The sequence below is a fragment of the Dehalococcoides sp. UCH007 genome (assembly GCF_001010485.1).
Lineage (GTDB): Bacteria > Chloroflexota > Dehalococcoidia > Dehalococcoidales > Dehalococcoidaceae > Dehalococcoides > Dehalococcoides mccartyi_A.
The window spans coordinates 1,157,319-1,181,169 of sequence record NZ_AP014722.1 but is presented as its reverse complement, the minus strand read 5'-3'; the positions used below and the strand labels follow the sequence as shown (position 1 = coordinate 1,181,169).

At 49.2% G+C, this 23,851-nt stretch carries 30 protein-coding genes and 7 tRNA genes; 11 read left to right on the top strand and 26 right to left on the bottom strand.

Annotation, left to right across the window (positions count from 1 at the left end):
• Positions 1–7: 7 nt before the first annotated feature.
• Positions 8–85, bottom strand: a tRNA-Arg gene (locus tag UCH007_RS06275).
• Positions 86–90: 5 nt separating this feature from the next.
• Positions 91–177 (bottom strand) — tRNA-Leu (locus UCH007_RS06270).
• Between the two features lie 226 nt (positions 178–403).
• Here UCH007_RS06270 and UCH007_RS06265 point away from each other — a divergent pair.
• Positions 404–622 carry an FmdB family zinc ribbon protein gene (locus tag UCH007_RS06265; protein WP_041331369.1) on the top strand — a complete coding sequence of 73 codons (219 nt, stop codon included), beginning with the start codon at positions 404–406 and terminating at the stop codon, positions 620–622.
• Positions 623–918: 296 nt separating this feature from the next.
• Positions 919–1,335 (top strand): hypothetical protein, encoded by a 417-nt coding sequence (locus tag UCH007_RS06260; RefSeq protein WP_023652754.1) that lies wholly within the window; start codon positions 919–921, stop codon positions 1,333–1,335.
• A gap of 58 nt (positions 1,336–1,393) precedes the next feature.
• Here the strand turns inward: UCH007_RS06260 and UCH007_RS06255 are convergent, their stop codons facing one another.
• A complete protein-coding gene (locus tag UCH007_RS06255; RefSeq protein ID WP_041331367.1) occupies positions 1,394–2,104 on the bottom strand; it encodes a TIGR01906 family membrane protein in 711 nt (236 codons plus the stop codon).
• A 147-nt stretch (positions 2,105–2,251) separates the two neighbouring features.
• Between UCH007_RS06255 and UCH007_RS06250 the strand changes: the two genes are divergently transcribed.
• The 4 genes from UCH007_RS06250 to UCH007_RS06235 are packed head-to-tail and all read left to right on the top strand — an operon-like array spanning position 2,252 to position 7,201.
• The gene (locus UCH007_RS06250) at positions 2,252–5,764 is read left to right on the top strand and encodes a DNA polymerase III subunit alpha (RefSeq protein WP_046961353.1); all 3,513 of its coding nucleotides are present in this window, start codon (positions 2,252–2,254) and stop codon (positions 5,762–5,764) included.
• Positions 5,748–6,002 (top strand): putative signal transducing protein, encoded by a 255-nt coding sequence (locus UCH007_RS06245; RefSeq protein WP_046961352.1) that lies wholly within the window; start codon positions 5,748–5,750, stop codon positions 6,000–6,002. Before UCH007_RS06250 ends, UCH007_RS06245 begins: the two co-directional genes overlap by 17 nt.
• A complete protein-coding gene (gene radC, locus UCH007_RS06240) occupies positions 5,980–6,795 on the top strand; it encodes a RadC family protein (RefSeq protein WP_046961351.1) in 816 nt (271 codons plus the stop codon). Before UCH007_RS06245 ends, radC begins: the two co-directional genes overlap by 23 nt.
• Before the next feature lie 22 nt (positions 6,796–6,817).
• Complete coding sequence (locus tag UCH007_RS06235) at positions 6,818–7,201, top strand: protease inhibitor I42 family protein (RefSeq protein ID WP_046961350.1); 384 nt, start codon at positions 6,818–6,820, stop codon at positions 7,199–7,201.
• Here UCH007_RS06235 and UCH007_RS06230 read toward each other — a convergent pair.
• The 8 genes from UCH007_RS06230 to UCH007_RS06195 all read right to left on the bottom strand — a co-directional run bounded on the left by UCH007_RS06230 (position 7,182) and on the right by UCH007_RS06195 (position 12,056).
• The gene (locus UCH007_RS06230; protein ID WP_046961349.1) at positions 7,182–7,742 is read right to left on the bottom strand and encodes a methylated-DNA--[protein]-cysteine S-methyltransferase; all 561 of its coding nucleotides are present in this window, start codon (positions 7,740–7,742) and stop codon (positions 7,182–7,184) included. The genes UCH007_RS06235 and UCH007_RS06230 overlap by 20 nt on opposite strands.
• Before the next feature lie 75 nt (positions 7,743–7,817).
• Positions 7,818–8,357: a ribosome hibernation-promoting factor, HPF/YfiA family gene (gene hpf / locus UCH007_RS06225; protein WP_023652747.1), complete on the bottom strand. Its 540-nt coding sequence runs from the start codon at positions 8,355–8,357 to the stop codon at positions 7,818–7,820.
• A gap of 13 nt (positions 8,358–8,370) precedes the next feature.
• Entirely contained in the window at positions 8,371–9,072 is a 702-nt protein-coding gene (locus UCH007_RS06220) for a ComF family protein (RefSeq protein WP_046961348.1), read from the bottom strand.
• Between the two features lie 40 nt (positions 9,073–9,112).
• On the bottom strand, positions 9,113–9,316 hold the full coding sequence (locus UCH007_RS06215; protein ID WP_010937137.1) for a hypothetical protein: 204 nt from the start codon (positions 9,314–9,316) through the stop codon (positions 9,113–9,115).
• A 71-nt stretch (positions 9,317–9,387) separates the two neighbouring features.
• Entirely contained in the window at positions 9,388–9,969 is a 582-nt protein-coding gene (gene thpR, locus UCH007_RS06210; RefSeq protein ID WP_046961347.1) for an RNA 2',3'-cyclic phosphodiesterase, read from the bottom strand.
• Positions 9,962–10,813: an amidohydrolase family protein gene (locus tag UCH007_RS06205; RefSeq protein WP_046961346.1), complete on the bottom strand. Its 852-nt coding sequence runs from the start codon at positions 10,811–10,813 to the stop codon at positions 9,962–9,964. The genes thpR and UCH007_RS06205 overlap by 8 nt, the downstream gene beginning before the upstream one ends.
• Before the next feature lie 13 nt (positions 10,814–10,826).
• Positions 10,827–11,483, bottom strand: coding sequence for a 50S ribosomal protein L25/general stress protein Ctc (locus tag UCH007_RS06200; protein WP_046961345.1), 657 nt, complete (start codon positions 11,481–11,483; stop codon positions 10,827–10,829).
• Between the two features lie 171 nt (positions 11,484–11,654).
• Positions 11,655–12,056, bottom strand: a complete 402-nt coding sequence (locus UCH007_RS06195) for a gamma-glutamylcyclotransferase family protein (protein ID WP_012882482.1) — start codon at positions 12,054–12,056, stop codon at positions 11,655–11,657.
• Positions 12,057–12,244: 188 nt separating this feature from the next.
• Between UCH007_RS06195 and UCH007_RS06190 the strand changes: the two genes are divergently transcribed.
• Entirely contained in the window at positions 12,245–13,222 is a 978-nt protein-coding gene (locus UCH007_RS06190; protein WP_023652741.1) for a hypothetical protein, read from the top strand.
• A 5-nt stretch (positions 13,223–13,227) separates the two neighbouring features.
• On the opposite strand, the gene UCH007_RS06185 is transcribed toward UCH007_RS06190, so the two are convergent.
• Positions 13,228–13,674, bottom strand: a complete 447-nt coding sequence (locus UCH007_RS06185) for an SRPBCC family protein (RefSeq protein ID WP_046961344.1) — start codon at positions 13,672–13,674, stop codon at positions 13,228–13,230.
• A 114-nt stretch (positions 13,675–13,788) separates the two neighbouring features.
• Here UCH007_RS06185 and UCH007_RS06180 point away from each other — a divergent pair, with 114 nt between their 5' ends.
• The 3 genes from UCH007_RS06180 (at position 13,789) to UCH007_RS06175 (ending at position 15,210) form a co-directional block, all read left to right on the top strand.
• Complete coding sequence (locus UCH007_RS06180) at positions 13,789–14,400, top strand: MarC family protein (RefSeq protein WP_012882479.1); 612 nt, start codon at positions 13,789–13,791, stop codon at positions 14,398–14,400.
• A gap of 90 nt (positions 14,401–14,490) precedes the next feature.
• Positions 14,491–14,631, top strand: coding sequence for a DUF5679 domain-containing protein (locus UCH007_RS07800; protein WP_010937128.1), 141 nt, complete (start codon positions 14,491–14,493; stop codon positions 14,629–14,631).
• A gap of 165 nt (positions 14,632–14,796) precedes the next feature.
• Positions 14,797–15,210: a helix-turn-helix domain-containing protein gene (locus UCH007_RS06175; RefSeq protein WP_012882478.1), complete on the top strand. Its 414-nt coding sequence runs from the start codon at positions 14,797–14,799 to the stop codon at positions 15,208–15,210.
• Between the two features lie 50 nt (positions 15,211–15,260).
• Here the strand turns inward: UCH007_RS06175 and UCH007_RS06170 are convergent, their stop codons facing one another.
• Together UCH007_RS06170 and UCH007_RS06165 are read right to left on the bottom strand one after the other, a co-directional pair.
• Positions 15,261–15,827, bottom strand: a complete 567-nt coding sequence (locus UCH007_RS06170) for a glycerol-3-phosphate acyltransferase (RefSeq protein WP_023652738.1) — start codon at positions 15,825–15,827, stop codon at positions 15,261–15,263.
• Positions 15,828–15,842: 15 nt separating this feature from the next.
• Positions 15,843–15,927, bottom strand: a tRNA-Leu gene (locus tag UCH007_RS06165).
• Between the two features lie 155 nt (positions 15,928–16,082).
• Here UCH007_RS06165 and UCH007_RS06160 point away from each other — a divergent pair.
• Positions 16,083–16,424 carry a hypothetical protein gene (locus UCH007_RS06160; RefSeq protein ID WP_231854754.1) on the top strand — a complete coding sequence of 114 codons (342 nt, stop codon included), beginning with the start codon at positions 16,083–16,085 and terminating at the stop codon, positions 16,422–16,424.
• Between the two features lie 227 nt (positions 16,425–16,651).
• Here the strand turns inward: UCH007_RS06160 and UCH007_RS06155 are convergent.
• From UCH007_RS06155 to hypA, 12 genes are all read right to left on the bottom strand, one after another.
• Positions 16,652–16,726: transfer RNA gene (locus tag UCH007_RS06155), tRNA-Cys, on the bottom strand.
• 37 nt (positions 16,727–16,763) lie between these two features.
• Positions 16,764–16,838 (bottom strand) — tRNA-Gly (locus tag UCH007_RS06150).
• A gap of 13 nt (positions 16,839–16,851) precedes the next feature.
• Positions 16,852–16,938 (bottom strand) — tRNA-Leu (locus UCH007_RS06145).
• 5 nt (positions 16,939–16,943) lie between these two features.
• Positions 16,944–17,020: transfer RNA gene (locus UCH007_RS06140), tRNA-Trp, on the bottom strand.
• A 105-nt stretch (positions 17,021–17,125) separates the two neighbouring features.
• Positions 17,126–17,449: a hypothetical protein gene (locus UCH007_RS06135; RefSeq protein ID WP_012882475.1), complete on the bottom strand. Its 324-nt coding sequence runs from the start codon at positions 17,447–17,449 to the stop codon at positions 17,126–17,128.
• A gap of 9 nt (positions 17,450–17,458) precedes the next feature.
• Entirely contained in the window at positions 17,459–18,079 is a 621-nt protein-coding gene (locus tag UCH007_RS06130) for a TetR/AcrR family transcriptional regulator (RefSeq protein ID WP_041331345.1), read from the bottom strand.
• Positions 18,080–18,243: 164 nt separating this feature from the next.
• Positions 18,244–19,251, bottom strand: coding sequence for a hydrogenase expression/formation protein HypE (hypE, locus tag UCH007_RS06125; protein ID WP_023652734.1), 1,008 nt, complete (start codon positions 19,249–19,251; stop codon positions 18,244–18,246).
• Entirely contained in the window at positions 19,244–20,338 is a 1,095-nt protein-coding gene (hypD, locus tag UCH007_RS06120) for a hydrogenase formation protein HypD (protein ID WP_046961343.1), read from the bottom strand. Before hypD ends, hypE begins: the two co-directional genes overlap by 8 nt.
• A gap of 3 nt (positions 20,339–20,341) precedes the next feature.
• On the bottom strand, positions 20,342–20,557 hold the full coding sequence (locus UCH007_RS06115; protein ID WP_046961342.1) for a HypC/HybG/HupF family hydrogenase formation chaperone: 216 nt from the start codon (positions 20,555–20,557) through the stop codon (positions 20,342–20,344).
• On the bottom strand, positions 20,557–22,848 hold the full coding sequence (gene hypF / locus UCH007_RS06110) for a carbamoyltransferase HypF (protein ID WP_046961341.1): 2,292 nt from the start codon (positions 22,846–22,848) through the stop codon (positions 20,557–20,559). The genes UCH007_RS06115 and hypF overlap by 1 nt, the downstream gene beginning before the upstream one ends.
• Positions 22,849–23,502 (bottom strand): hydrogenase nickel incorporation protein HypB, encoded by a 654-nt coding sequence (hypB, locus tag UCH007_RS06105; RefSeq protein WP_046961340.1) that lies wholly within the window; start codon positions 23,500–23,502, stop codon positions 22,849–22,851.
• Positions 23,483–23,842: a hydrogenase maturation nickel metallochaperone HypA gene (gene hypA / locus UCH007_RS06100; RefSeq protein WP_012882468.1), complete on the bottom strand. Its 360-nt coding sequence runs from the start codon at positions 23,840–23,842 to the stop codon at positions 23,483–23,485. The genes hypB and hypA overlap by 20 nt, the downstream gene beginning before the upstream one ends.
• Positions 23,843–23,851: the final 9 nt, after the last annotated feature.

The following is a 23,851-nucleotide window of genomic DNA, read 5'->3' as shown; positions in this document are numbered from 1 at the left end:
AGAGATATGGCGCGCTTGGTGGGACTCGAACCCACGACCTCAGCCTTCGCAGGGCTGCGCTCTAATCCAACTGAGCTACAAGCGCCGGTATGGTGCCGAAGGAGAGATTTGAACTCTCACACCCATTACAGGTACTACGCCCTGAACGTAGCGCGTCTGCCGTTCCGCCACTTCGGCCTGTCAAGTCATCAGTTGGTCAGGGCAATCCGGACAACTTGAACCGCTAGATTATACTTATTAGGATAGACTAGTGTCAATCCAGCTTCAGGAATACTGGCCTTCGGCATCAGGATTTATTTTGCCGGTTTGCCTCTTCAGGAATCCAGATTGGAATTATGTAGTTATGTCATCTAGCCGTTGACTTTAAATCTTTTTGACGATACAATTTTTAGAGGAGATAAAAATGCCGATTTATGAATATGTATGCCCAAAATGCAACACCAGATTTGAAGACATTCGCTCTACCAGCAAGGCTGATGATGAGGCTCTTTGTCCTGAATGCAAAACTCCCTCTGCCAGAGGCGTTTCAGGTTTTGCCTGCCGCGGTATAGATTCCTGTGGTGGCGGCGGTGGTGGTTCTTGTTCCAGCGGTTCTTGTTCCAGCTGTTCCGGTTGCCACTAAATCAGGTTAATTGAACTGCTTTTCATAGTAGTTGACCGGCAAATGCCGGCATAATGCATCTGTCTATCCCAGTCAGTAATGTATTGTGTCGGTTTTTGTTTTTAGCAACTGTTTGAAACGGCGGTTTAGCTTGTATCGGTAGGTATTTTTTAGAAGCAGCTATCTGCCGGTTCTGTTTATCGTTATAGGATGAGATGGGAATATAGAGATTCGGTACTGTTTTCCTGTCGTTGTCACTTACGAACTTAAGTTTTTATAGGGGCAAATGTACTTCCCTGAAAGGTAGAGGATAAAATATGCGCAAGAGAGTTTTAGCCTTATTTGCTGGTTTGGTAATATTGGCGTTACCTCTTTCAGCTTGTTCTGCTGCCATTCCTGTGGCGGGGCTTGATCAATCTATCTCTTTTCCCCCGGGTCAGAGTTGCTCTATAGCCGGAGAAGACCTGATTATCAAATTTGTGGGGGTAGTATCCGACAGTCGTTGCCCCGAGGGTGTCCAGTGTGTCTGGGAAGGGGAAGTGACAGTCCAGATGGAAATTAAATACGGCGGTGCAAAGACTAAGTTTTATATGGTTAAAAGAGGTGCCGGAGGAGATGCAGTAGCCAATTTCGGTATTTATACACTCAGCTTTAATGTTACTCCCTACCCCATAGCCGGTACTGAAATTACCAAAGACCAATACCGCCTGTTGCTGACTGTGAGCAAGACCTGAAATATTTGAATTAAGATGCCAAAAGGTTTTTTGGGCAAAAACTTTCACCTTGAGGTTGTTAAACAGGCTGGTTACTTGGGGATGATTTTCCCAGGAGCCGGCCGCAGATAGTAGTACCGGATGCCAGTACCCCGATTGAAATACCCAGCATAACAGCGCTGTCTGCCCAGAATCCTTTGGGGAAAAACATTATCAGATAGTCTTTAGTAGGGTCCAGCAGCCAGAAATCATTGCTGAAACCAAGCAGATGCAGCCGGGTGAAAAAGCTCTGGAAATCCAGCAAGGCTATAAGCCCGATACCCCCCAGCAGCATGAGGCTGAATATTCCCCCCTGAAGCAGTACCATGCCGCCTTCTTTTTTGAATTCGGGCTGTCTTTTAAAGTAGAGATACAGGAAAAAACCGCCGCCTAGTACCAGACAGATTCCAAGTATTAAATAATTCAGGCGGATAAGCCCCTTAACGTCTTTCAAGTGGAGCATTTCCCGTTCGTTAAATACCTGTACGTCTGCTCCGTCTTTTTCCAGATGCAGGTTTATGTATTCTTCGCCGCTATTAAAGTAACCGATAAGGGCGGATGCGGCTGTTTTAAGCTGGGCTGGGGTGAAGCCGGTTTGCTGGCTTACCTCATATTTTTCAAAACCCTGTTCATACAGCCAGCGGCAGTTTATAAGAACACTCAGGGTCAAGCTGAGTATCAGCAGCGGGACAATGATTACAGCTAAGGTTTTCCATGTGTTAAATAAAAATCTTTTTAAATCCGGCTTCATGGCTGTATTTTACACTCTTATCTACGAAAAAAGTATCTCTAAACCTTGAGACGGTCTGTTTGGAGCTGTTTTATGCCTTGAAATGCTTGCTTACCCGCATACCTCAATTGGGCGGGGCTGTGTTATAATCTGCCCTTAGGAAAGTCTATGTTTTGTCATCTGCATGTCCACACCGAATTCAGCCTGCTGGACGGTATGTGCCGTATCTCCCAGCTGGTAGCCCGTGCCAAAGAACTTGGCATGGAGGCGCTTGCTATTACCGACCATGGTACTATGCACGGTATTCCCCGTTTTTACAAAGAGGCCAAAGAAGCAGGTATAAAACCGGTACTGGGCAGTGAATTCTATCTGGCATATGGTGACCGTACCGCCAAAACAGCGGCAGATAAAAACTATTACCATCTGGTGCTGCTGGCTAAGAATAATAAAGGCTATCACAACCTTATCCAGTTAAGTTCGCGTTCACACATAGAGGGTTTTTACTATAAACCCCGCATAGATAAAGAGCTGCTTGAAAAATATTCGGAAGGGCTGGTCTGCCTTTCGGCCTGTCCTTCGGGGGAAGTACCCCGCCTGATACTGGAAAACCGCTTTGACGAAGCCAGAGAGGCCGCCCTGTGGTACAAGAAAACTTTTGAAAACTACTATATAGAAATCCAGCGCCACCCCATGCCGGATTTGGAAAAGATAAACAGCGTTCTTATACCCATGGCACGGGAGCTGGATATACCTTTGGTGGCTACCAATGATACCCATTATCTGGATAAAGAAGATGCCCCTTATCATGACCTGCTGCTCTGTATAGGCACAAATGCGCTGGTCAGTGACGAAAAACGGATGAAGATGGATGGTGATTATTTTTACCTGAAATCACCTGAAGAAATGGCGAAAGCCTATCAGGATATACCGGATGCCATTGAAAACACCGCCAAAATAGCCGAAATGTGCAACGTAAGCCTGGATTTCGGGCGTTTGCACCTGCCGGAGATAGATATACCTGCCGGTAAAACTCCGGATGAGTATCTGGCAGACCTGTGTTATGAGGGGCTGCCCAAGTTTTATCCTGATGCCAGTCAGGAAATACTTGACCGCCTGAAATATGAGCTGGATGTTATTAAAACCACCGAGTTTGCCAATTACTTTCTGGTTACCTGGGATATTATCCGTTTTGTAAAAGAAAAGGGTTTGTATTACGGCGTCCGCGGCAGTGCCGCTTCGTCTATAGTGCTGTACTGTCTGGGTATTACCGCCCTTGATCCTATTAAATACAAGCTGGTTTTTGAGCGTTTTCTGAATATTGAACGCAAGGAAATGCCTGATATAGACATGGACTTTCAGGATGACCGCCGTGAAGAGGTCATTGAATATGTGGTGGGCAAGTACGGGCGTGACCATGTTTCCCAGATTATTACTTTTGGTACGCTGGGGGCGAAAGCGGCGGTGCGGGATGCGGGGCGGGCGCTTGGCATGGCCTATGCTGATGTGGACAGGGTAGCCAAGGTCATACCCTTCTCCCTTCACATGACCCTGGACAAGGCTATGGAAGAAAGCGCCGAACTGAAAGATATGTACAATCAGGATTCGGTTGTCCGTAATCTGGTGGATGCCGCCCGAAAGATAGAGGGGCTTTCCCGCCATGCTTCCACCCATGCTGCCGGGGTGGTTATTTCCAAAGACCCGCTGACAGACCATGTCCCCCTGCAGCGCCTGAGCAAAGAGAATAATCTGGGTCTGGTCATGACCCAGTACACCATGGAAGATATTGCCAAGATTGGCTTGCTCAAAATGGATTTTCTGGGGCTGGTCAACCTGAATATACTTGGCAAGGCCTGTGCGGTTATCAAAGAATACACCGGGCAGAATATTGACCCCCTGGCCATACCCCTTGACGATGTAAAAACCTTTGAGCTGCTGGCGGCCGGCGAAACGGTGGGTGTTTTCCAGCTGGAAGGCACGGGTATGCGCCGCTATATTAAAGAGCTGAAACCGACTGTATTTTCAGATATAGGTGCTATGGTGGCTTTATACCGTCCCGGCCCTATGGAACAGATACCCCGTTTTATCAAATCAAAACACGGGCTTGAGCCCATCACCTACCCCCACCCCGCCCTTGCACCCATACTGGAAGAAACTTACGGTGTTATTGTTTACCAGGAGCAGGTGCTGTTTATAGCTCAGACCTTCTCCGGCTATACCCTGGGACAGGCGGATATACTCCGCAAGGCCATGGGCAAGAAGATTGCGGCCGTTATGCAGAAACAGAAAGCCAATTTTATTGACGGGGCTTTGAAAAACGGCTATACCCCTGAAATAGCCGAAGAGGTGTTTGCCCTGGTTGAGCCCTTTGCCGGTTATGCCTTTAACAAGGCTCATGCCACCAGCTATGCCCTTATTGCCTACCAGACAGCTTACTTAAAAGCCAACTATCCGGTTGAGTATATAACCGCCTATCTCCAGGCATTTTGCGATGTGACTGAAAAAGTGGTAACCGCCGTTACCGAAGCCCGCCATATGGGGATAGAGGTGCTGCCGCCGGATATCAACCGCAGCGGGGTTAATTTTGAAATAGAGCAAAACGAAGACGGGGTTAAGAAAATCCGCTTTGGGCTGGCGGCGGTCAAGAATGTTGGGGTGGCGGCGGTGGAACCGATCGTGGCTGAACGCAAAGCCAACGGGGACTATCTGTCTGTTGAGGATTTATGCCGCCGGGCGGAAGGGTCATCACTTAACAAACGGGTAATGGAAAGCCTGGTCAAAGCCGGGGCACTGGACAGCCTGGGTGACCGGGGGACTCTCCTTTTCAATCTGCCGAATATACTTTCCCTGGCTCAGCGGGAACAGAAGCTGAAAGATTCAAACCAGACTACCATGTTTGACCTTTTCGGTCAGCAATCACCCATGCCCATGCCCAGTCTGGAAATGGCGGAATCACCGGTGACTACCCGTGAAAAGCTCCAGTGGGAAAAAGAACTGGTAGGTATATTTATATCTGAACACCCTTTTACCCCGTATGCCAGTGCGGCTCAGGAGGTAACTACCGCCCTGTGCGGCCAGATAGATGAGGAACTCCACAACCAGCCGGTAACGGTGGCGGGAATGGTGGCTTCCGTACGGGTTTCAGCCACCCGTGAAGGCAAGCCGTTTGTTATGGCGGAAATAGAAGATTTGGTGGGGCGGGTGGAAGTAGCCGCCTGGCCTAAAGTATATGCAGCAACTAAAGCCCTCTGGGAGGAGGGAAATATTCTATTAGTGGAAGGTAAAGCTGTGGTTCGTGGAGACAGGGTATCAATTCATGCGGAAAAAGTAAGCCGGTATCAGCCGGAAACAGATAAAAAAGCGGCCCCGGTATTTATAAACGCCCCCCAGCCGAAGGCGGAAGACAAAGAGTCTCCTGCCCCCCAGCTGCAGCGGCTGGTAGTATGTATTCAGCAGACAGACAACGAGGGACGGGATATTGACTGCTTGAATGAGGTGGTGGACACTCTGCGTCAGTACACGGGTGAAACCGAAGTGCGGTTGTGTGTGGTAAACCACGAACGGGTTTTCATATTGAAAATGCCGGATATCTGGGTATACTATTGTCCGGAGCTTAAAAGCAAGCTTGCGGCCCTGGTGGGCAGTGCCAATGTGAGGCTGGAGAATAATGCCCCAAGCGGATAAACTGGAACTGGCGGGGATAGCCCCGAACCAGATAGTAGCGGAAATGTGGCAGGGTTTTCTGGAGGGGGAGGGTATTCCCTCCACTCTGGGAGCGAAGCAGGTGTTTCCGTATCTGGGTATAACTTTGCTGCCGGTCAGTTTGTATGTTTTGAAAGAGCACCTTACTCAGGCCAAAGAAATATTGGCGGATTTGCAAGTGCAGAATGAAGAGACGGATGAACCCGCCCAAGAAGACTGAAGATATCCCCTCTGTTTCACCGGCTAACCCAAACGCCGGGCATCGCCATCGTCTGCGTGAGCGTTTCCTTAAGGCCGGTCTGGACGGGCTGAATGATTATGAAGTGGTGGAGCTGCTGCTTACTCTGGGTACTCCCCGCCGTGACTGCAAGCAAGCGGCCAAAGAGGCTATAAAACACTTCGGCAGCCTTCGGGCGGTGCTGGAAGCCTCCCCTGCCGAACTCTTAAGCATAAAGGGAATAGGCGAGGTTAACTCCATAGCCCTTACCCTTATCAGGGAAGTATCCCGGCGTTATCTTAAGGACGGGATTATGGAAAAACCGGTCTGCAATACCGCCCAGCAGGTGTTTGATTACCTGTATTGCGCCATGCGGGGTCTGAAAAAAGAGGTTTTCAAGGTAATATATCTGGACAGCCAGCACCGGGTGCTGGAGGTGGCAGACCTTTTTACCGGAACAGTGGCCAGCGGCAGCATAGTCCCCCGTGAGGTTATTGCGGCGGCTATTTCCCAAAATGCCTCTGCCCTTATTTTTGTCCATAATCACCCTTCGGGCAAGATCGAACCTTCACAGGCGGATAAAGACGTAACCCGTGAGCTGGTATATGCCGCTATGGTGATGAAGATACGGGCTTTAGACCACATAATTATCGGGGATAACTGCTATTTCAGTTTTGCGGCTGCCGGTATAATGATTGAGTACGAAACAGGTTTTCTGAATTTGAAACTGAAACATGTTTCCGAAGCCAGACGCCATATATACCGGGCAGAACTGTTCGGGGGAAACCCGGAGTAAACCCAGACTTAAGGGGTGGAAAATGAAAAAACCTGCTGTTTTTATGCTTAGTTTGGTCTGCACTTTCAGTCTGGTTTTTCCCGGCTGCAGTCCGGAGGTTAAATCTTATACAGATGCGGATACTTTGATTGAATGCCGGGCTGGAGATGAGTTTATAGTGGCTTTGCCGGCTAATCCAAGCACCGGTTATAGCTGGGAATTTCAGTCTGCCAGTTCCAAAGTATATCTGGTTGAAAAAACCTATACGCCTGATAATGCTGACAATACTTTGGTTGGCGGCGGCGGAACTGAATATTTCCGTCTGAAGGCTTTGGATATAGATGAAACTGAGCTTTGGTTTTACTATTCCCGTCCGTGGGATTCTGTACCTCTGGAAACACTGGTTATTAACCTGAAGGTTTCCTAGCCTCCAGGGTAAGCAGCCAGCATTTTATATTTATCCCGCCGTTAAAACCGCCTGTCTTGCCGTTTGCGGCAATTACCCGGTGGCAAGGTATTATGAGGGGAACGGGGTTTTTATAGAGTGCCTGCCCTACTGCTCTGGCAGCCTTGGGATAACCTATCAGGCGGGCAATCTGGCCGTAACTGGCGGTTTGCCCGTATGGTATCCGAACACAGGCCTTATACACCAATGATTCAAACGGGGTGTACCCGCTAAGGTCAAGGCTGAACTGGAAATCCGTGCTGTTTCCCTTGAAATAGCTTTCAAGTTTCGTTGCCAGAGAATTGAAAAGATTGTCCGTACGGATAGACACTGCAGGCGGATTAAGCTCTATCAGTGCTTCGGTTTGACCGGGCTGGGGCAGGGTAAGGCGGCAGATTCCTTCTGAAGATACCATTACCCCAACCCAACCCGGTTGGATTTTAAAAATATCCCAGCGGATATTGGAACCAGCCCCCGCCTTTTTGACGGCTGTGTCATGGCTCTTTAGTGCAACTCTACTCAAAAATAGTTAACCACCTCTTATTTTTGACCCTGCGGTCTCCTGGGTGTATCGGCAACAGAGACCGGGTATCAAAAACTATTCGGGTACCGGCTCAACCAGCTCAAACTTGCCGTCAGCAAAGCGGCGGAGCAGATTTACCCGTTTGGTATCCGGGCCTAAAAAGAGCAGATATTCTTCTCCTGATAAATTCAGCTGGTTTACCGCTTCTTCTACGGTCATGGGTTTAGCCTCTTGTTTGCGTCTTCGGATAAGCGGCTCTTTGGGAGATAAAAATGTATCCGGCTGACTGAGGCGTATACTTTCACGATTGCGTGCTTTTACTTCCATCTTGCCTTTGGCATGGTCAATCTGCTGGTTAAGCACTTCTACCGCCCGGTCGGCGGCCGTCAGCAGGTTTTCTGCCCGTTCTTCAGCATAAAGTACATCTGTACCCGTATTGAGCGTGGCTTTAAGGATAAAATGGTCTGCCTGTGAGCGGGTTTGTTCCTCGTCAAGCTCTATCCTGAATTCGGAAATCTGGGGCAGTATCCGGGTTATTCGCCCCATTTTGCGTTGGATATAACTGCGGGTGCGGTTGTCCAGGCGGCAATTCTTGGTGGTAATCTGAATCTCCATACTCTACACTCCTCTATCTTTCTCTGGCTATGGTCAGCCCCCATACGCTGAGGGCACCAGCCTCTTTAAGAGTGGCGGCGCAGGCATTCAGGGTAGCGCCTGTGGTTGCTACATCATCTATTATAATCACCCTGGGGGTGGTTGTCGTGGGGTATTTGAAAATAAATGCATTTTTTACATTTTCCAGACGCTCAGTGCGGCTTTTGGCACGTGCCTGCGGGGCAGATGACAGTGAACGTTCAAGCCAATGTTCATCTAGTTTCAAACCTGTGTGTAGGCAGAGTTCTCTTGCCAGCAGCAGGGACTGGTTGTAGCCGCGGTATTTCAAGCGGCTGTGGTGGATGGGTACAGGCACAACAATATCAGCCGGAATGGGGTTTTGTTTCAGGTAGTCTGCCAGAAAAGTGCCTAGTAGAGGGGCAACAGAACGCAGATTGTGATATTTCAGGGCATATATGGCTTGGGCAATGCCGCCTTCAAAGTTGAAAACCGAACGCAATCCGTCCAGATGAATTTTACCTGACATGCATTGAGGGCAAACCCCGTCATCTCCGGTATGATGGCCACAGAGTGTGCAGACAGGTGGAGTGATATAACTCAGGCTGTCACTGCATTGGGCACAGAACAGCTTGCCTTCTTTGCTGCAGACCAGACACTGCTGGGGAAAGACTAAGTCAAGAAGGGTATCCTTGAGGGATTGATGTAAAAGTTTCATCTGTTTGCCCCCCCGGCAGATTGAGCTGGCGTTTCCCGGCCTAGTGCTGGCGGTTGTTGCCGTTTATGATGGGCTCGTTTATATATATATCCCCGTTGCGGATTTTAAGGTTGAAGCCGCAGTTGGGGTTGGAACAGACCCAGGCTTTGTAATGGATAGAAGCACCCTGGCTGCCAAAGTCTGACAGGGGTAGCAAATCACCCTGATTGCATTTTAAACATTTCGGAAAACCTGTATTCTCCACGAAGCTACCTCCCGGCTGAGACCTTGTTTTAAGTTGATTGAGTATACTCCAAGAGGCTTATCCTGACAAGACTAGGCGAGGCTGATTTGAGCCAGTCTGGTGTATATTGGCCCTGCGGGTAAAAGCTGGCTTTTAAAGAGGCAGATATGCGAGGCTTTGAAACTGGTTTTAGGAACAGGGGGTGTGGTTTTAAGGATTTCGGCAGTGGTTTGCAGGTCAATTTTGGAAGCACTTTCCCTAAGACGTCCTAAGGTCAGGTGGGGGGCGAATTCTCTTTGTTCTGCCGGAAATCCCGGCCCTGCAATATTTTTTTCAACCTCTGCAAAGAGGGCATTAAGTTTACCGGTTTCCCCCTCCAGCCCCAGCCAGATTACCTTCGGGTTTGAAAGTGAGGGGAAAGCCCCTATATGGTTGGTGCATAGGGTAAAGGCGTGGCAGACCTGTGCGGCTTTCTCCAGCCCTTTTATGATATTTGATATTTGGCTTAACGGGGTATCCCCCAAAAATTTGATGGTTAGATGCATTGATTCGGGGTTTACCCATTTGACAGCTTGTGCGGGTATGGAAAGGGAATTTTGGAAACTGCCGAGTGCGGTTTTAAGCTCAGGCGGCAGTTCTACGGCAATAAACGTGCGGACAAGTTCTTCAGCCAATGCCGTTTTGACCTTCACCCAGCCAGTTCAGGGCGTTTTGCTGCATAACCTTTGCCAGTATATCCGGCTCAAGCTTTCCGTCTGACAGGTGTTTAAGGGCGCGGGTATAAGGCATCAGCGGGTAATCACTGCCGAAAAGGACTCTGGATTCCCCCGCCAGTTTTATTACCTGCCGGTAAATCTCCGGTTTGTACAGGAAAGGGGCGGCGGCTGTGTCATAGGCAGTGTTTGCCAGCACTTTTTCGGCTTCGGGCATAAGATAGTAAAAGGGCATGCCCCCGCCTAAATGGGCAAGTATGATTTTCAGTTTGGGGTAGTGGGAAATAAAAGGGTAAAACTTTTCCGGGGTGGCAAGCCCCTTGCCTGGGTAGGTATGTCCCAGCGGTTCTGAAGCGTGAAACAAACAAATTAGGCCGCTCTGGTCTATCCTATCAAACAAAGGTTGATAGGGCGGGCGTGCCAGTTCTTTCGGATGTTCAGTGCGGAGTTCGCCTATACCCTTTGCCCCCAGACTGCGGCAGCGTTCTAGCTCTGTGAGACTGGCAGACGGGTCTGAAATGGGCAAAGTGCAAAACGGAATAATCCTTCCGGGGTAGCGGCGGGCTGATTCCAGCAGGTAGTTATTGGTAAGCGTGCATAGTTCGGCTGATTCCCAGCCGATATTCAGCGCCACTGCCCTGTCTATACCGGCTTCGTCCATTGCCGTTAACAGTTCCTCTGCGGTAATCATTTTGGCTTTGGGATTTGAATACAGCATTCCCAGACAGCTATCACGGCAGGCGTAGTCCTGCCGGGCTGCAATGATTTTGGGCGGAAAAATATGGGTATGAAAATCTATTACCATAAATGCTGAATATTTATTCCTTTTCAGTGGTTTCTTTTTCTTCAGTATGGGCTACAGGCTTTACTTCCGGTGCTTCAGGCAGGCTGGCTGCTACCGGCGTTTCAACCTTCAGGTGGATTTCGCTTACTTTGGCAACCAGGAGGTCAGGCTCGTTTAGGATTCTAGCTTTGCCTGGCAGGATGATATCTTTTATGTAAAGGTCTTTCTCCAGAGTATCAAACTGTGAGAGGTCAATATGTATTTCAGGCGGCAGGTCATCCGGCAGGGCTTCAACTGTAAGGTGTGTAAAGGGGGCGGTCAGTTTGTGGCCTTTTTCTTTGAGCAAGAGTGATTCTCCGCTGAAATGGATGGGGATTTCTGCAGTTACTTTCTCTTTTAGGTTTATCTGGTAAAAATCTACATGCTGAAGGTAGCCTTTTATCGGGTGGCGCTGGATTTCACGGATAAAGGCTTTGCGGGTTTTCTTGTCTGTATCCAGTTTGATATTTACCAGATGGGAACTGCCTGCCCTATTGATTGTGGATTCCAGTTCCAGAGTGTTTGCCTGAAGTGCCAGTGACGGCAGCCCGTGACCAAAGATGTGGACAGGGGTCAGTCCCTGAGCCCTAAGGAGTTTGTTTTTATTGCCAAAGATCTGCCGTGAATTAAGTGCCAGGCTGATACCGGTCATTTTGTGCCTCCTTCAAATCAGATAAGTTTTTACCTGTTGCATGAGAAAATCCGGGTATCGCTTTGATTACTCCTTTGTCAACGGCTGATGGATAGTTTACAGGGTAACTGCCAAGCTGATTATTCGGTCTCCCTTGACAGTGTTTTTAAACTGTCAAGTGCTGTCTAAGGGTCAAATAAGACCCCATTCATGATAGGCTTGCTGGATTACAGCCAAATATTCGGCGGAAGGTTTCCCTTCGTCGTCAGAGCGGCGGCGAGTATGGGTAAAGGCTTCCAGCATATTTCCGTCATCGTCATGGACATTTACTTTTATCCGTTCACTGTTGGCAGGAAACTCTTCGTGTGCGTCCAGTTTTCGCAATCCTGATTCGCTGATTTCGTAAAGCCCGCCTTTGGCTCTGTCACCGCGGGAAGGTTTGATGCTGGCCAGTGCTCCGTGCCATTTGCGTGAATATCCCAGAAAAACTAGCTTGTAATTAGCCAGAGCGGCACTCTGTTTTGGGGCAGCGTCCGGGCAGATTTCCTTCATTTGTTTGCGGCTGAGGGTCTGTCCGTATGCAAAATACAGCATGTCACTCTCCTGTTTGTTATTTAGATTATATCATTATAGCTGTTTGGTAAAGGGCTTTAAATGGGTGTTGTGGATGATATAGCGGGGGATATTTGGCCGTTAGTGTCCCTGTCCTGCTTTGCGTCAATTTGACTTATTGACTGATTCCGTTTATATTTGGGCAAAATGCGGGTTTGTCTGGAGACGCCATGAAGGCTACTGAAGAACCAATCTTGATAGAGGTGCTGACTCGTCTTAACGAATACGGGCCTGATGACCTTTTTATCTGTTGTGCCAGTTTTGAGGAACGGTGTGTCACCTCTATCCAGCGCATGAGCCCGAATTTCCGGGCCCGGTATTCCATTATCTTTGTGATTGAAGAACCCCGCCATGAGGAACTGGTGGAAGTAAATTTGGCCAAGATCCAGGCTATTCTTTCCCGCAAAACGGCTGAGGGTTTGTTTGTTATCCGCTGTCAGCGCGAAGACCCGGTTGACGGTATTGGTCAGTTAAAGAGTATCTGGCACAGGTGTAAACCCAAAGATTCTGAAGAGCCTTTTATAACTGTAGATATTTCCGGCTTTACCAAGGTCTACCTGCTGGGGCTGATGCATTATCTGGTAGCTGAAGCTAATCTGGGGTTACCCCGTATGATTCATACCACCCAGTCGTACTCCCCCACCCGTTTGACCCAGGGTGTTCAGCAGATAAGTACGGTTACCAATTACTTCGGGAATATATCTCTGGAAAAAGACAATGTTCTGGTGCTTTTCCTGGGTTTTGAACCTGAACGGGCTCTTTCGGTCTGGAAGCAGTTTAATCCTACCCGTACTATTGCCCTGATAACCGCCCCCCGTGACAGCAACCTTGAATATCTGAAATATGCCGAGAAAAACAACGAATATTTGCTTTCCCAGCCCTCGGTAGAAGTGCGGCAGGCTCCGGCAGACAATCCGTGGGCAGTCCGTAATATACTTGAGTCTATTTATGATGAAGTGAAAACTACCTATAACATGGTGATAGGTCCGTTCGGCACTAAACCCCAGGTGGTGGGTGTTTTCCTGTTCTGGCTGGAACACCCCAAGGTTCAAATTGTCTATTCGTTCCCGCAGGAATATACCAAGTCGTATCTTAACCGTAAACCCGGTCAAACCTATCTGCTGCCTTTGTCTTTAAGCTCCAAGTAGCCTTCTCAGAGGCGTTTTTTTAGGGCTTTAAATCCGGCGTTCATTACCCGGTTGTGATTCCAGATGAATATAGGCTTGCAGAAAAAACCTATAGCATTCATCAATCTTCCGGTGGTGGCCACTTCCCAGATATAAGTACTGATAGTATTGCCATTGTCAGGGGTGAGTGTCCAGACCCCCTGTCCTGCCAAGTCCCCGCGGCTTTGCATAACGATTTCACGGCAGGGTACTGTCTTGTTTATTTCCAGTTCGAAGTTCAGATCTCCGGTCAGACCCTTTACAGATGCCTGTATGCGGCAGCCCGGCAACATTTCCTGCTCTGCAGATAGTATTTCAAAACGTTTTACTCCCGGCCACCATTCGGGCATGCTGCGGGCATCTTTAATCAGTTCCCAGACCTTTTCAGGCGGGGCATCAAAGTGCCAGACAGTTTTAAACAGATATTTTATCAAAATAAATCCTTGCCTGTGATAAATTATTATAAACCTGACGGCAACGGTGGCAACAGGTGTTGACAGAATATACCTTGAGGACATAGCATTCTGGGGTAGGAGTGTAATAAATGCATGAGTGAGTTCTGGAATGATATTCTGCTGACCTTTGTGCCGCTGTTTATAGTAGTGGATGCAGTGGGTAATCTGCCGTTTGTAATATCCATTACCGACCAATCCACCGCCGAAGAACGCAAAAAGGTAGTAAACCTTGCTGTTATCACCGCCTCGCTGCTGGGGCTGCTGTTTCTTTTCATGGGGAAGCTGGTACTGGACTTGATGGGGATATCCGTTGGGGCATTTGCAATTGCCGGCGGTCTTATTCTGCTTCTTTTTGCCATACGCTATATGACCAGCGGGCACATGGTAGAAGTTATCAAAGAGGAGATGGTGGCGGTTGTACCCATCGGTACTCCCCTTACCATGGGGCCGGCCACTATCACTACCCTGATTTTACTGGTAAACCAATTTCCCCTGTACATAGTACTAATTTCCTTTGCCCTGAATATGCTGGCAACCTGGCTTATTTTTAAGTCTAATGAATGGTTTATTCAATACCTGGGCAGAGGCGGTCTTAAAGCTATGTCACGTATTTTCAGCCTGTTTCTGGCGGCTATTGCTATCAGCATGATTATCAAAGGTTTACGCCTTGAGGAGATACTTGGAGCGGTCAGCGGAGGAGGTTAAACTAAAATATAGCTAAAAAATGTTTGCTAAAGGCTTGACATTGCGTTCAGAGTGTTTTATCGTTTATACAAATCTAATAGGAGGTAAGCTATGCAGGGTTATTGTATGAAATGCCGCGCAAAGAAGGAAATGAAAAATACCAAGCAGATCACCATGAAGAACGGCCGTCCTGCCACTCAGGGTGTTTGCCCCGATTGCGGCACCAAAATGTTCAAAATCGGCAAAGCATAAGTTTTTTATCTGTTTGTTGAAATAGCCGGGGATATTATCCATACCCCGGCTTTTCCATTTGCGGGCATAGCCTGCAGTTATTTCAAATCACCTGCCAGACAGCTTCGGAATAAATCTGGCTGACCCCTTGACAAAATCTGTGTCTTTACCTAAACTTGTCAAGCCATGACTAAAGAAGGTATGACTATTGCCCAAGCCGCAGATTTACTGGGTGTTTCTACCCGTACCATCCGGCGTTATATCAAATCCGGCAAGATACAGGCGGAACTGGTTCCCGGCTCTTTCGGTGAGGAGTACCGTATTTATGAAATCCCGTCTGACCTGAAGAAAGAAGATGAGGAAGACCTTTCCCTGCAGACTATCCAAACCCCTATCCAGTTTATGGATGTTGTCCGTGAACTTCATGAAAAGAATCTGGCTTTGGCAGCTCAGCTCGGGGCGGCTACTGAAAAAATTAAACAGATGGAGAGTCAGCTTAAACTGCTTAATGCACCGGGTGAAAATACGCCCGATAATACACCCAAACAAGGCTGGTTTGAACGGCTCTGGAAGAAACTGGGCTGGACAGAAAAGGCCTGAGTTTCCAGGGGTGGCAGTAAGTATATTATCCGGGATTGATTCCCGGATTTTTATTTGGTTTGAAAACGGGTCTGGCGGCTGCGTATGTAGTGGGTCAGTCCTACCACTACCGGCAGTCCGATGCTGTAAGCTACCACTTCGCCGGGCAGGCCGTAAACAATAACTGCCAGCCATAGAAGCCCGAACATAACTGCCGAGGCGGTAATAACGCTTGAGGTAATTACTAGTACCAGTAAACCCAACCCCCCCATAAGCAGCATCGGCTGGGTGGCGATTACCAGCATTACCCCTATGGCCGTTGCCTCACCCCGCCCTCCCCTGAATCCCAGCCAGACAGGCCAGTTATGCCCCAGAACAGTGGCCAAGCCGCACGCCATAACCCAGCCGGGGCTTAGACCAGCCGTCAGAGCCAGCATAATGGCTAAAGCACCCTTGGTAAGGTCAAAAATGAAGACTGTTATACCCCAGCCTCGTCCAAGGCAGCGATAGGCATTCTGGGCGCCCATGTTCCGGTCACCTATCAGGCGGATATCCCCGGCTTGACTCAGGTATCCGGCCAGGTAGGCGGACGGAAAAGTTCCTAGCAGATAACTTAGCAGGACAAATAGTAAAGGCATGTTACAGCCTCAAAGTGGTGCCGGGGGTGGGGGTCGAACCCACAAGGATTACTCCGGCGGATTTTAAGTCCGCTGCGTCTGCCGATTCCGCCACCCCGGCTAATTAGTAACGCCATTTTAGCGTCTTGCGGTGCTTCTTTCAAGGAAAAAAGCTATACTGGAATAATGAAAATAAAAAATATATTTGCTGGGCCGGGTTTTTTGAAACATGTATTGGCATTGGCTATTTTATGTGGAGGGGGGATTGTGGGTGCGATGATATTGAGCAGGCTGGCGGTATTTGTCATAGGTTCTGATTCGGCCGGTTTTGCAGCTTTAAGCGGGGCTATTTTGGGAATAGTGTTCGGTTATCCGCTGGGACTTTGTATGGCCATGATCTGGCTGGGTTACCGTACGCTCTATGCAGGCTCTTTGGGATTGGGGGTGCTGGGGGCTGTTCTGGGCGGCGTGCTTACTATAGGGTTGGCAGAAGTTACCCACCTCAATCAAAACTCTGACTGGCTGTTTATGTCATTTTTTATATCGGTGCCTTTGCTTGCTCTTCTGGGTTATCGCTTAAAGTTAATCTGGAGGGTTGTCAGCAATAAAAACATTTAAATTACTGCATTTTGTCGGTTTTACAAAATTTATGCCCGTGTTTGCTGTGGATTATATCCTGACGACACGGGTTTAGTTTATCCTGTGATGCAGATTAAATGACACGTACTTTTGATAATAATCCGGGAAAGCAAAAGACAAAATATACATAGACAATTACGATGACGTTTAAAAGTCTGGAAAGAAAAAACAGAACATGAATTGAACTGATGGATACAGAAGGATATTGGAGGCGACGAGCGGATTCGAACCGCTGAATAGGGGTTTTGCAGACCCCTGCCTTGCCACTTGGCTACGTCGCCCAGCCAAAGACTAGATTTTACACCAGGTAAGTGATTTTGGAGCGGAAGACGAGATTCGAACTCGCGACCTCCTCCTTGGCAAGGAGGCATTCTACCGCTGAACTACTTCCGCCCCTATAACTTATTGGTGCCGAGAGGGAGATTTGAACTCCCACGAGCTCATCACTCACTAGCCCCTCAAGCTAGCGTGTCTGCCATTCCACCATCTCGGCCAGTATGGCAGGAGTGGAAGGATTCGAACCCTCGACCGGCGGTTTTGGAGACCGCTGCTCTACCGGACTGAGCTACACTCCTAAATTGTAAAAATCTAGAAAAGTATCTTACTACTAAACTGCCCCCGAAGTCAACTCCGCCCGGAGGCAGTTTAGCTTTCATTTGGCACCATTTTTCAAAGAGTTTTCAGGCGGATTTTGCACTCTGGCGGATGACGTTGGCACCGGCAAACAGGGCAATCAGACCCATAACACTCAGGGCACAACCACCGAATATACCGGCTGCTTTCATATAACCGCCCACCTGGGCAAGCAGCGGGCTGAACAGGCTTTTCCATGTGGTAAGCAAAGGTGCAACCTGCGGAGAATATTCATCGGGGTTTACTCCCTGAAAGTACGAGCCGATAAAATTACCCCAATCCGGTACGGATATGAATACCAGTACCGCTCCCGTAAGGATAAGACAGCCAAGGGTCATAATTGCGATGCCGTGTTTGCGTTCCAGTTTCATTACATCCTCCTATTCTTTTTGGCGGGCTTCTATACCATTAAGCTGGTTAGCTACCATCTGGGTTATGAATTCAGCAGGCTTGGCAAATCCGTCACCGAAAGCTTCGTTAGTCAGGTAGAGCATTACTATTGCTGACATGAGGCTGCGGGCGGAAACGTCGGTAGCGTGAGTTTTCAGCACTCCCCGTTCCACATATTGGTCAAGGAATTTTTTAATGGAGAGAGCCCCTTGGGCAAGCATACCGAACCATACTTGGCGGACAGTTTGATTGCTGGTTCCTTCCCGTAGAAAAACAACCACCAGTTCCTTTTTTTCTTCCAACAGGCGGTAAAACCCTGTGCATAATTCTGTCAGGACAGTCTGTATATTCTGGTCGCCGGGCTTTCCGAGTATTCTTTTTAACAGGGGCAGGAAACTATTTTCGGCTATTACCGACTCCATCAGGGCCTTTTTATTGGGAAAATAATGGTAAAGCAGTCCCAGAGATGTTCCAGCTGCTTCGGATATCTGGCTGATAGTTGCCCCCTGGTAGCCTTGTTCGGCAAATATTCTAAGGGCAGCGTCCAGTATTTCCTGGCGGCGTTTTTCAGCCTGTATTTTGCGGGTTTCCGCTTTGACTGCTTTGGGCATAGGCGTTTCCTTTAAAGTTCATTGAATATTCATTCAATATATACTAATTATAGTTTAAAAGCGGGCATTGTCAATACAGCCTGAAAGATATTTCGGGGAGATTTTAAAAATAAAACAGGCCGGGCAGAATAACTGTCCAGCCTGTTTTGATGCTTATGGTTGTGCTAGCAGATGCGCGGCAGCAGCTCTCCGCTTTGCATATCCAGTATGCGGAGCGCCCCCAGCGGGGTGCGTATGCTTACCCGCCCGGGGTTTGGGGAGATTACCCGCCCGATAATGGCGCTGTCTTTCCCGTAAGGGTGAGCTTTCATGGCAGAGAGTACAGCCGGGGCATCTTTTTCCGGCATTATAGCTATAATTTTCCCCTCGTTGGCTACATACAAGGGGTCAAGGCCGAGTGCCTCACAGGCACCGCCCACTGCCGGCTTGACGGGTATAGATTCCTCGTTCAGTTCTATTCCCACCTGTGACTGCCCGGCTATCTCATTAAGGGTGGTTGCCAGTCCGCCTCTGGTGGGGTCACGCATGACGTGTATCCGGGGGCAGACTTTGAGCATATCAGTGATAAGCCCGTTTAAGGGGGCGCAGTCACTTTCAACGGCTGTTTTAAAGTTCAGCCCTTCCCGCTGGGCCATAATGGCTATGCCGTGGTCACCCATAGTGCCGGATACAATTACCGCATCACCCGGGCGTGCGTTCGCACCGGATATGTCCAGCCCTTCGGGTATGAAGCCTACCCCGGCGGTATTTATAAATATCTTATCGGCTTTGCCGGTATTGACCACTTTGGTGTCTCCGGTGACTATTTCCACCCCGGCTTCTTTAGCGGCAGCGGCAATAGACTTTATTATCTCTTCCAGAGCGGATATGTCCAGACCTTCTTCAATGATAAAAGCCAGGCTGAGGTATTTGGGGACAGCCCCCATGACAGACAGGTCATTGACTGTGCCGCAGACTGCCAGCTTGCCTATATTGCCGCCGGGGAAAAAAATGGGGTTTACCACGTAACTGTCGGTAGTAAAAGCCGTTTTCCCTTTGGATTCAAAAACAGCCGCATCATCCAGCTTGTTTAAAAGCGGGTTGGACAGAGACTGGACAAGGTGCTTGGAGATAAGGTCATGGGTTAAGCGCCCGCCCGAACCGTGGGCCAGCAGGATTTTGGTTTTATCCAAGTTTGCCTCCGTAGTGGTAATAGGCGGCGCAGGTGCCCTCGGAGGAGACCATGCACGGCCCGACCGGGTTTTCCGGGGTGCAGACCTTTGAAAAAAGCTTGCATTCCAGAGGTGTTCGGGTGCCTTTGATGATTTCACCGCACAGACAGCCGGGTGTTTCGCGGCTGGGCTCGGAAAGTTTTATTTCAAAGTTTTTTTCAGCATCAAAAGCGGCAAATTCAGGCCGCAGGCAGAGGCCGCTTTGGGGTAAAATACCTATCCCCCGCCAGTTTGCCGGGCAGATATCAAATACTTCATCCATAATCTTAAGGGCGGCAGTATTGCCTTCAGGTTTGACTGCCCGTGAATAGCTGACGTCCAGACGGGGAGTCGCGTCTTCCACCTGGTCTACCAGAGACTTGACACAGTAGAGTATGTCCAGGCTTTCAAAGCCGGACACGGCACAGGCCAGCCGGTATTCCCTGGGGATAAACTCCCAGGCATTACTGCCGGTAATAGAAGAAACATGGCCGGGGCAGATTATACCTGAAAGGCGGGTTTCGCCCGCATCCAGTATCGCCCGCATGACGGGCGGAGTTATTTTGTGGAGTGATATTACATAATAATTAGCAAGCCCCTGATTACGCGCCTGTATTACCGAAGCGGCAATGGTGGGGGCGGTGGTTTCAAAACCTATACCCACAAAGATAATTTTTTTCAAGGGATTCTGGCGGGCTATCTCCAGTGCGTCCATGGTAGAGTAGACAATACGTACGTCTGCCCCTTCCGCCCGCACTTCCAGCAGGCTTTGGCGGCTGGAGGGAACCCTTAGCAGGTCACCGAATGAGCAGATTATAACCCCTGGCCGCCTGGACAGGGCTATGACTTTGTCCAGGTCAGCGGTAGAGGTTACACAAACAGGGCAGCCCGGCCCTGACAGCATTTCAATATGGGTCGGCAGCAGCTGGCGTATGCCGTAACGGAAAATGGCTACGGTATGCCCGCCGCAAAACTCCATAAAGCGGGCAGGCTTGGTGGAACGTTTGTTTATATATTCCAGCAGGGCACGCCCTGACTGGCTGCTGCGGAATTCCTCTATGAAATTCACTCTTTAAAGCATCTCCATCTGCTTGAATATTTCCAAAGTTTCCAAAGCGTCTTTTTCGTCTATTACCTGTATGGCATAGCCGGTGTGAAGCAGTACGTAATCACCCGTTTTGGCTTCGGGGGTAAGCATCAGGCTGGCTTTATAGGTAGTCCCGTTCAGGTCTACCTCCGCAACCCCGTCTTCAACTGATATTATTTTGGCAGGTACTGCAAGGCACATTATATTCCTCCTTGGCTGGCGGCTATTACCGCCTGACCCAGTGATATGCAGCCGTCATTAGAGGGGATTTCTTTATGGGTAATCACTTCAAATCCCTCTGCTTCCAGCTTTTTTATCACCTGGCGGAAAAGCCGCCTGTTCTGGAAAACTCCACCTGAAAGGGCTACTTTGGTAAGACCGCTTTGGGCTGAAAGCCTTAGGCAGGTGTCCAGAACTATCTGGCTGACTGTGTTGTGAAATTTTACCGATATATAAGCGGCTGTTTTGCCTGATGAAAGGTCTGAAAGGACGCCTTGGATTATGCCCTTCAGCCGTATCAGGTAAATGCCCTTATCTAAGTCTAACTCAAAGGGGTAGAACTGGGCAAATTCGGTATCCCCGGCTTCGGTTTCCAGCTCTATGGCCGGCTGGGAGTCATAGTTTGCCACTTGGCAGATTCCGCACAGGGCGGCAACCGCATCAAACAGCCTGCCCGCACTGGAAGTAAGGGGGGAGTTCAGTTTCCGCTCAAGCTGGGTTTTTATGATATCCAGTTCTTCCGGTTCTATATCCTTAAAAAAGTTCAGGCCCTCTTCTCCCAGCAGGGTGTAGACATATGACACGGCTGAGCGGTAGGGTTTTTTAATGGCGGCTTCGCCTCCGGGTAGAGGCAGGTATTCCAGATGGGCTTGGCGGCTAAAACCCTGTTTTATGCCCCCGCAGAAAAATTCCCCGCCCCAGATATGCCCGTCCAGCCCGTAGCCGGTGCCGTCCAGAGCTACCCCGATAACCTCTTCGTCACAGTTGTTTTCCGCCAGACAGGAGGCAATATGGGCATGGTGGTGCTGGACTTTGACCAGAGGTATGTCAAGGCTGTCTGCCCTTGCCTCAGCCAAATCGGTGGTAATATAGCCGGGGTGCAGGTCTGAAGCTATTATTTGGGGGTTTAAGCGGAATAGTTTCAGGTAAACCGCCAGGGTTTCTTCAAAGCTGTCCAGCGTTTCGGGGTTTTGCATATCCCCTATATGCTGGCTGACAAAGGCATAACCGTCTTTAAGCAGGCAGAAGGTGTTTTTTTCCTGCGGACCAAGCACTAGTACTTCTTTATCCGTAAAAGAGGTCTGGACAGGGTAGGGGGCATAACCCCTGCCCCGCCTGATTACCCTTTTTGCACCGGCCTCATACATGACCACGCTGTCATCATAACGGGAGTAAATGGGGCGGTTGTGAAGCAGAAAATAATCCGCTATATTGCCCAGCCGTTTCAGGGCTTCGTCATTGTCTTTGGCAATGGGCTCTTCGCTCAGGTTGCCGCTGGTCATGATAAGGGGTTTACCTGTTTCCTTTAGAAGCAGGTGGTGGATAGGTGTGTACGCCAGCATTATGCCCAGATAATTTTGTTTGGGGGCGGTTTCGGGGCATACGGGGCTTTCCCTGTTCCATTTGCATAGGACTATGGGTGCGGCGGGTGAAATCAGCAGCTTTTCCTCTTCGGCGGATATAAAACAGTGTTTGCGGGCTTCGGCTATATCAGGAAGCATAACCGCAAAGGGTTTGGAAGGGCGGTGTTTACGGCGTCGGAGGGTATTAACCGCCAGCGGATTAGTGGCGTCAGCGGCCAGCAGAAAGCCCCCCAGACCCCGTATGGCTAAAATCCGGCCGTCTTTCAGTAGTTTTGCGGCTTCTGCTATGGCATCGGCACTTTCAAGCTCTTTTCCGGTTTTATCAGCCAGCCAGAGGCGGGGGCCGCACACCGGGCAGGCATTGGGCTGGGCATGGAAACGGCGGTCTAAAGGGTTGTCATATTCGGCCTGGCAGGCCGGGCACATTTCAAAGTCTTTCATGGTGGTCAGGGGTCTGTCATAGGGTATGTCCTCAATGATGGTAAAACGGGGGCCGCAGTTGGTGCAGTTGGTAAAGGGATAACGGTAGCGGCGGTTTCGGGGGTCAGATATATCATTTTGGCACTGGGTGCAGGTGGCTATATCCGGTGATACCAGCTGAAAACGCCTGGAAAGGCTCTGGCTGGGCTTGATATTAAAACCTTCTTCACCTGTTAAGGGTATTTCAGTCTGTTTAAATGTCTTAATGACTGATTGGGGCGGGCTGAGTCTAATTAGCTCATCTGAAAAGCTGTCCAGTGCTTGTTCAATTCCTTCCGCCTCTATCTCCACTCCGGCAGAAGTATTCCTGACCCAGCCGTTTAAGCCGTGTTTAGCGGCCAGCTGGTAAACAAAGGGGCGGAAGCCCACCCCCTGGACAATCCCGCTGATGGCAAAGGCAAACCGCTTGGTTTGCTTAGGTGCGGGCATCTATTTCCCCTTGAGGAGGTTGCTTTTCAGCCAGGCTATCCATTCGTCCAGCCCCTGGCCATTCCTTACTGAAAGCTCAATTATTTTTACGTCCGGGTTTAGACCCAGCACTGTTTTACGGAAAGATTCCATATTAAAGTCACTAAGCGGCAGGTAATCCATTTTGGTTATGACTATTACGTCTGTATCCCTAAACATAAAAGGGTATTTAGTGGGTTTGTCATCACCCTCCGGCACGGATGCTAGCACCACCCTTTTGGCCTCACCCAGCTGGAAACCGGCCGGGCAGACCAGATTGCCCACGTTTTCAATAAAAATAATATCCAGCTTGTCCAGTTCCAGCCCGTCTGCGGCTGAGGCTACCATATTGGCATCCAGATGGCAACCCCCATCTGTATTTATCTGGATAGCCTGCGAACCGGTGGAGGCTATTTTTTCGGCATCTACGCTTGAGGCTATATCACCCTCTATCACACCCACCCGGGTATAATCTCCCAGCAGCTCAATAGTCTTCAGAAGCAAGCTGGTTTTACCGGCGCCGGGTGAAGACATGACATTTATCACCAGTATGCCTTTTCCGATAAACATATCCTTGTTTCTGGCAGCCAGCTGGTCATTCATATCGGTGATATTTTTAAGAACTTTGACTTTCATCATCTACCTCAATGCTTTCAATAAAAAATTCGTTGCCGGCTATTACTTCGGCATTCCAGCCCTGACATTTGGGGCAGACCAGTGAATGCTGCCCTGAAGGGAATGTATGGCCGCACAAACGGCAGCGGAACTCAGCGGGTATGCGCTTAAATTCTAAAAGCGCCCCCTTGGCCATAGTATCCTGGCTGAGTATATCAAAACACATTTTTACGCTGTCTTCCACCACGCCCGCATATTCGCCTATAACCAGATTTATCCGGCTGATTTTACGGGCTTTGGCTTCTTCGGCCTTGGCTACAATTGTTTTTAGCAGTTCTTCGGTTATGGATAGTTCGTGCATAATTCTTAT